We start from the raw sequence: 6,000 nt of genomic DNA, 5'->3' as shown, positions 1-6,000 counted from the left end.
GATGGTGCGAAGGATTGTAATGCTCGGAAGGTTTCGCAGTCGCGGACTGTGACGACGACTCCGTATAAGTGGGATTCATCCTCGCGGAAGTGGGTCTTGGACACTGCGAAGGCGTCGAAGCGGACTGAGAATCGTCAGCGGGATATGAATGATGGTGAGCATCAGGCGTGTACTCCTCGGTTGCCGGCCCAAGTCACGTCAACGGAATGGGTTGACGGCTCTAAAGACTGCGCGACACGGAAGGTCAAGCAAACCCGGACGGTGACCACGACACCCCATCGGTGGGATTCCGGTACGCGTAAGTGGGTCTTGGATACCGCGAAGGCTTCGAAGCGGACTGAGACGCGTGAGCGGGACATGGGTGAGCGAGAAGTGGGGGAATGCGTGAATGTTGCCCTCACGGTTTCTCAAGACACGCTCACGGTGGTCAAAGGCCAACCGGTATTACAGCCGCTAAGTGTGGAAGCCACGTCAACAACAGATCCCGGGCTTATTAGCCTTCAAACCGTGTGCGCCCCGAAGCATGACGGTCAGGCCGAGGGCGATCACAATGCGCTGCCGGTGGGTGTGGAGTTGGTGCGCGTGAAGCAAGCACCTACCGGCACCGAGCTTGCGGGTAATGGTGCACGGACGGTTGGTGAGGTGGATGGTAATGCCACCCAGGCCGAGCTGGGCATGTATCGGTGTTGGGTGTATGCCACGAAACCCGGTATCACCATCGACCCGCTCACAGGCGCGGCTAGTGGGCCTAACAGTGTGGAAGGCGTGGGGTGGGCACGCAAGCCTTTGAGTGTGGAGGTTGTGCAGCCCGCGTTGCCGAAGACGGGCCAGACAAACGTGAACTACCTCGCCGGTAGTGGTGCGCTCATGATCCTTGCCCTGACGGGCGGATGGTGGATCACCCGCCGGAAGAAGGGGGTGGGCCAGAGCGCGTGAACCGATACACCCACCCCGTACCCGGTCTCGGGAAAACAGACGGTGGGGTAGGCCCGAGTAAAGGGACAGGTATTTTAGCAAGTTCAACAACACGTGTTTGGCGTTGTCCTGGCGTGTTGGTCAGCACATTGTGTGGTGCTGAATTTATTGGGAAGGAAAACAAGTATGGCTCGTAAGAAGTCATTGAGAGCGTTGGTGGCGGCGTGTGCGCTGGCACTGACGGGAATGGGTATCGGGGCAGCTCACGCCGCACCGGCAAGTGATCCGGTTGCTCCGTGGGCGCAGGGTGCTCCCACGACGGGGTCGATTACGATCACGAAACAAGAAGCGACCACCAAGAAGCCGGTTAACGGTGCCGAGTTTACGGTCACGAAGGTGGATGCCCTGGGGGATGTCACCCTTGGTGACATGAAGAAGATGAGCGATTGGGAGACCGTGGCTGGTTCAATCAAGGACCTGAACGCGAATCCCGATAGCCCGAAGGCTAAGCTCAGCACGACCGCCGTTCACAAGGTCAAGACCACTGGTGAAGGTAAGGCTCTCTTCGAGAACCTGCCGCTTGGGTTGTACAAGATTGTGGAATCCGAAGTGCCGGCTGGGCATACCTCGGATATTAAGCCGTTCTTCATGACGGTCCCAGAAATCACGGGTACTTCTTCCGCGGACCAGAAGTACACCTATGATGTTTCGGTCACCCCGAAGAATACGGACGTTCGTGACCTTGTGAAGAAGACTGGTGCTTTCGACAAGGTCGTAGGCGCAGGCGACGACATCTCCTACACCATCTCCGCGACCCTGAATAAGAAGGGCCCGATCAAGGGGACCGATATTAAGGGCTTCGCAGTCTTCGATGATGCGATGACTGATGCTTACACGGTGATCGACCAGACCTCGGTTAAAGCCGTGAAGGTCAACGGTGAAGAGATCGCGAAGTCGCAGTACAACGTTGCTACTTCAACTGAGGGTGTGGAAGCGGGTCGTACTCGCTTGCAGGTGAACTTCACCGACGAGGGCCTCAACGCTATCGCCGCTAAGGCGACTGCCTCGGAGGCTCCGGTGGTGACTGTGGACCTCACCTTCACCCTCAAGGCTGATCTTGCTCTTGATTCGGTTTCTAATAAGTTTGGTTTCATTCCCGGACACTCGGATAGCGAACCGACTCCCGGACCGATTGTTCCCGAACCTGGCCCCGAGCCTGGGCCTGGTCCGGATCCGACGCCGAATCCGTTCCCGACCATTGATTTCTACGATTTCCAAATCTCTAAGACCGATGCTTCGGACGGAAGTGTGCTTGCGGGTGCGAAGTTCGTAGCCTTCGCCAACCAGGCTGATGCCCAGAAGTGTGTGGCCCAGAAGGACCGAACCCAGTGCGAAGGGATGTCTAAGGGCTTCGGTACCAAGGTGACCGGCCAGGACGGCTTGACTGACAAGTTTAAGGCGAAGAAGGACTCCGTTTTCTACGTGGTTGAGGTTGAGGCACCCGCGAAGTTCATTCGCTCGGATGAGATCACCGAAGTCACCGTAACCGATCAGGCCGGCCAGGTGTTCAAGACTGGTATTAAGAACGTGCCGACGAAGGATTCGGGTAAGTGGTTCGATTTGCCCAAGACGGGTGCTATCGGGGTGGGGATCTTTGCCCTTCTTGGTGCTGGTCTGGTGGCGAGTGGTGCGGTAACGCATCTGCGTTCGCGTAAAAACAACGCCTAAACAGGAAAAGACTAACGGTTCAGGTTTGCCAGCCTGAGTAGGTAACGAAGATTGTGGGGCCGGTCAGTCCGACTGGCCCCACAATCTATCAAGCGCAAGTTAAATCTGCACGAGTAGCGCAATACGAATTGAACGTCTAGCGCAAGGAAAAGGCCACGTGGGTCAAGGAAGGGGTAGGGACGTGAGTGGTGAAGCGGGCGCGGTGCGTGGGCGGCGTGCCCTAGAGGCCCCGACCTCCAACCCAGCTCCCGAAACGAAATCCAAGACGGCACCAGGGGCAGAACCCAGGGAAACACCAAAAGTGGCACTTCATGTGGAGCCCGAACCGGCTCCTGCGCCAGCACATCATGTGGAACTCAAGGAACATCAAGGCCCCGCCGCGGGTTTGGCTCGTGGGCGGCGTGCGGCGCGTGTAGGTGAGGAAAGCGGGTTTGCGAGCCTGCTGTTCTATACCGATCCGGGCGAGGATAAACGCAGGCTCTCCCCGTTGGCCATGATCCTTATCGGGATCCTGTGCTTGGCTTATCCGGTGACTTCGACAGTATGGAATAACTGGCAATCCAAAGTAGTCTCCCGTGCCTATGAGGGTAAGGTGAATACCCAGTCCCAGGAACTGCGGAACTCGTATATTGAGAGTGCTCACGCCTATAACGCTAGTCATCAGGGTATGGCGGTCCTTGATCCTTATCTTGACGATATAGCCACGGACCTGCCGGCTTACCGGGAGTATGCGAGGGTGCTTGATCAGCCGGATGGGATTATGGGGATCGTGAAAATTCCGAAGATCGGGGTGAAACTCCCGATCTACCACGGCACCTCCCCGCAGACCCTCCAACGGGGTGCTGGGCACATGTTTGGTACCGATATCCCGGTAGGTGGCATAAATCGGCATAGTGTGGTGACGGCTCATACTGGCCTGCCGACCTCGTCGATGTTTGACCGGCTCACCGATATGCAGGTTGGGGATGAGTTTTTCTTCGAAATCCAAGGCCAAGTCTTTGGTTACAAAGTGGTCAGGATAGACGTCGTCGACCCTCACGACCCAAGCCTGCTGGTACGCGTACCCGGGCGTGACCTAGCCACTCTTCTTACCTGTACCCCGTATGGGGTGAATTCGCATCGTTTGCTGGTGACGGGTGAGCGGGTGTTGCCTGACCCAGTGGAGGTGCCGGGGGTGGACGGGTTGCAATGGTCATGGTGGATGACCCTCTTCGTGCTCGCCATTCTTATATCTTTGCTGTTCGCGTTCCTGGTGGCCCGCTCCGCGCTCGCCCGGCGCGAGGAAGAACCTAGGCGGGGTATGTTGCCCCGGCACATGCTCCGCTAACCGAAAGAACGCGGCGGGGTGCTGCGGCGTCGTGCAGTACTCGGCGTCGGGTATTACTCACCATTCATCACTCACTGATTTAGACCATTTAGTATCACGACATACAACGAGGTACCGGTGTGAGACTGGAATTATTAGAAACCCTTATTCTTTATTCGCGTTTAGGAACTATGGATGCGGTGGCCCGTGAGTATGGGTGTACTACCGCGGCGGTCGTGAAGCGTATCCAGCTTTTGGAAGAAGAAGTCGGCCAGACGCTTACCCGTAGAGTCGGGCGCGGCAGGGAACTGACCGAAGCCGGGTGCTACCTGGTCGAGCGCAGTCACCAGATCTTGGGGCTCGTGGATGCTACGGTGGCGGAGCTTCAGGACCTGGAGGATAACCCACAGGGCACTATTGTGATCGCGGGGCGGGAAAGTAGTGCCATGGATAGCCTGGCACCCGTCATGAGTCAGGTGCGGGCGCGTTATCCGGGGATTAGTTTCCAGGTCACATTGTGTGGGCGTGAAGCAGCTACCCGGATGATCGGTGAGGGGACTGCGTCTTTCGCGGTTTTGGATGATTCTTGGGATTGCACAGCCTGGCAGACCCTGGCACTTAGCGGTGAGGACCGGTGGGGGCTACTGGTACGCGGTGATAGTGATCTGGTTGGGCGAGGAACGGTTCGGCGGGCGGATATTACCCAGCGGTCTCTTATTATGCCGAAGGAGCGTAGCCGAGAGCTTGGGTATTGGCTTGATAAGGAAAACCAGTTGATGGTGGTGGGACGGTACGGGACGAGCCGCGGGGCCCGGGTTATGGTCGAGGCCGGGGTTGGTGAGGCTATCGTGCTGGAGAATATGGCCTTGAGTGGACGCGCGGATACCAGGGCGGGCGTGGTAACTGCTGGTGTGGGGTTGGTGTTTATCCCTTTGGATTGGTTAGTGGGCCTGACCTGTGTGCTTGCTTGGGATAAGCAAGCACGTCTGGGCCGGGTGGGGGAGATATTCCTGGAAGCGGTGCGCGCATCCGTGGCCGGTGGGAGCGCAGCTGGCGAGAAGTTATCCACAGAATCGTGAAACGCTGCCCTCATCCGCAGGGCGGTAAATAGCTCTTTGTTGCGCTTCCATATCATGCAAGAATGACGGAGAAAGACGGGTAACCACCCGGAACTACGCAATTGAAGGAGTGGACATATGGATGTTTACGAGGACCGGTTGTATTTTCCGGATCGTGTTTACAACTCGCTGGAAGAAATCCTCGAACGCAAGGAAGAAATCTTGCGCGAGGTCAGAATGACCCGCGAAGAATTCGACTGGCGCGCCGATAACTACCAGCTCGGACCAAAAGAGTCCGACGCCTATGTTGAAATGAAAGGATTAGATCGCTTCGAGGGGTTGTGCCGTGGTGAACGAACACTTGGATGAGCGTGCCGATGAGTTTGCGGCACATCTACAGAGGATTGGGGAGCTGATTGATCCCGGGTTTTCGATAGTGAAGCAAGCCCTCAGAAAAGAAAACCCACCGGCAATAAGCCTATTTGGCGATATTCGTGTTGCTCGTTTCCTTATCGTCCGCTTCGATTACGAACTTTTCCTTAATCCGGAAACCGGCTCGCTCAGCGTCAACGAATCAACGTTCTCGGTCATCCGAGGAGCAAAAAGCAGCGAGCCGCTGGTGCGCTGGGACTATATTCGCTCACCACGCTCGAATATTCCCTGTGCCCATATCCAGATCCATTCCCACCGCGACGAATGGACACACGCCCTGGTCCTGAGTGGCACTCATTCCCGCAGGTCGCGCCGGCGCATCAAGAACGAGGCCCGCACTCCCCACATTGCCGATATTCATTTCACGGTGGGCCGGCGCTGGTTCCGGCCCTGCCTGGAAGAAATTCTCCTCTTGGTCATTGATGAGCTCGGGGTGGCATGCGCACCCGGCGCACGCGAAGCGCTCAACCAAGGCATCGAGGATTGGGAACAGATCCAGGTGCGATCCGTAGTGCGGCATAATCGCGCCACCGCCCTCCAAGCTCTTGAAGAGTGAACCAC

General features: G+C 57.1%; 6 protein-coding genes. All 6 read left to right on the top strand.

All coding sequences use genetic code 11. The features are described from left to right. Positions 1–357: 357 nt before the first annotated feature. The 6 genes from ACRQEG_RS02500 to ACRQEG_RS02475 all read left to right on the top strand — a co-directional run bounded on the left by ACRQEG_RS02500 (position 358) and on the right by ACRQEG_RS02475 (position 5,995). Positions 358–936 (top strand): LPXTG cell wall anchor domain-containing protein, encoded by a 579-nt coding sequence (locus tag ACRQEG_RS02500; RefSeq protein ID WP_435733767.1) that lies wholly within the window; start codon positions 358–360, stop codon positions 934–936. Positions 937–1,101: 165 nt separating this feature from the next. Further along, positions 1,102–2,643 (top strand): SpaH/EbpB family LPXTG-anchored major pilin, encoded by a 1,542-nt coding sequence (locus tag ACRQEG_RS02495; RefSeq protein WP_320757993.1) that lies wholly within the window; start codon positions 1,102–1,104, stop codon positions 2,641–2,643. Positions 2,644–2,824: 181 nt separating this feature from the next. Then, a complete protein-coding gene (locus ACRQEG_RS02490; RefSeq protein WP_320757994.1) occupies positions 2,825–3,970 on the top strand; it encodes a class C sortase in 1,146 nt (381 codons plus the stop codon). A gap of 119 nt (positions 3,971–4,089) precedes the next feature. Next, the gene (locus ACRQEG_RS02485; RefSeq protein ID WP_320757995.1) at positions 4,090–5,028 is read left to right on the top strand and encodes a LysR family transcriptional regulator; all 939 of its coding nucleotides are present in this window, start codon (positions 4,090–4,092) and stop codon (positions 5,026–5,028) included. Between the two features lie 117 nt (positions 5,029–5,145). Next, complete coding sequence (locus ACRQEG_RS02480; protein ID WP_320757996.1) at positions 5,146–5,376, top strand: hypothetical protein; 231 nt, start codon at positions 5,146–5,148, stop codon at positions 5,374–5,376. Beyond that, positions 5,354–5,995 (top strand): hypothetical protein, encoded by a 642-nt coding sequence (locus ACRQEG_RS02475; RefSeq protein ID WP_320757997.1) that lies wholly within the window; start codon positions 5,354–5,356, stop codon positions 5,993–5,995. Before ACRQEG_RS02480 ends, ACRQEG_RS02475 begins: the two co-directional genes overlap by 23 nt. Positions 5,996–6,000 lie beyond the last annotated feature (5 nt).

Source organism: Actinotignum stranguriae (genome assembly GCF_051265215.1).
In the GTDB taxonomy this organism is placed as follows: Bacteria; Actinomycetota; Actinomycetes; order Actinomycetales; family Actinomycetaceae; genus Actinotignum; species Actinotignum schaalii_C.
Note: the sequence above shows the minus strand (reverse complement) of the source record. Positions and strands in the feature narration are given on the sequence as shown.

Coding starts and splice junctions, on each gene's coding strand:
- ACRQEG_RS02500 (WP_435733767.1), top strand. CDS start 358: ATGGGTGAGCGAGAAGTGGGGGAATGCGTGAATGTTGCCCTCACGGTT.
- ACRQEG_RS02495 (WP_320757993.1), top strand. CDS start 1,102: ATGGCTCGTAAGAAGTCATTGAGAGCGTTGGTGGCGGCGTGTGCGCTG.
- ACRQEG_RS02480 (WP_320757996.1), top strand. CDS start 5,146: ATGGATGTTTACGAGGACCGGTTGTATTTTCCGGATCGTGTTTACAAC.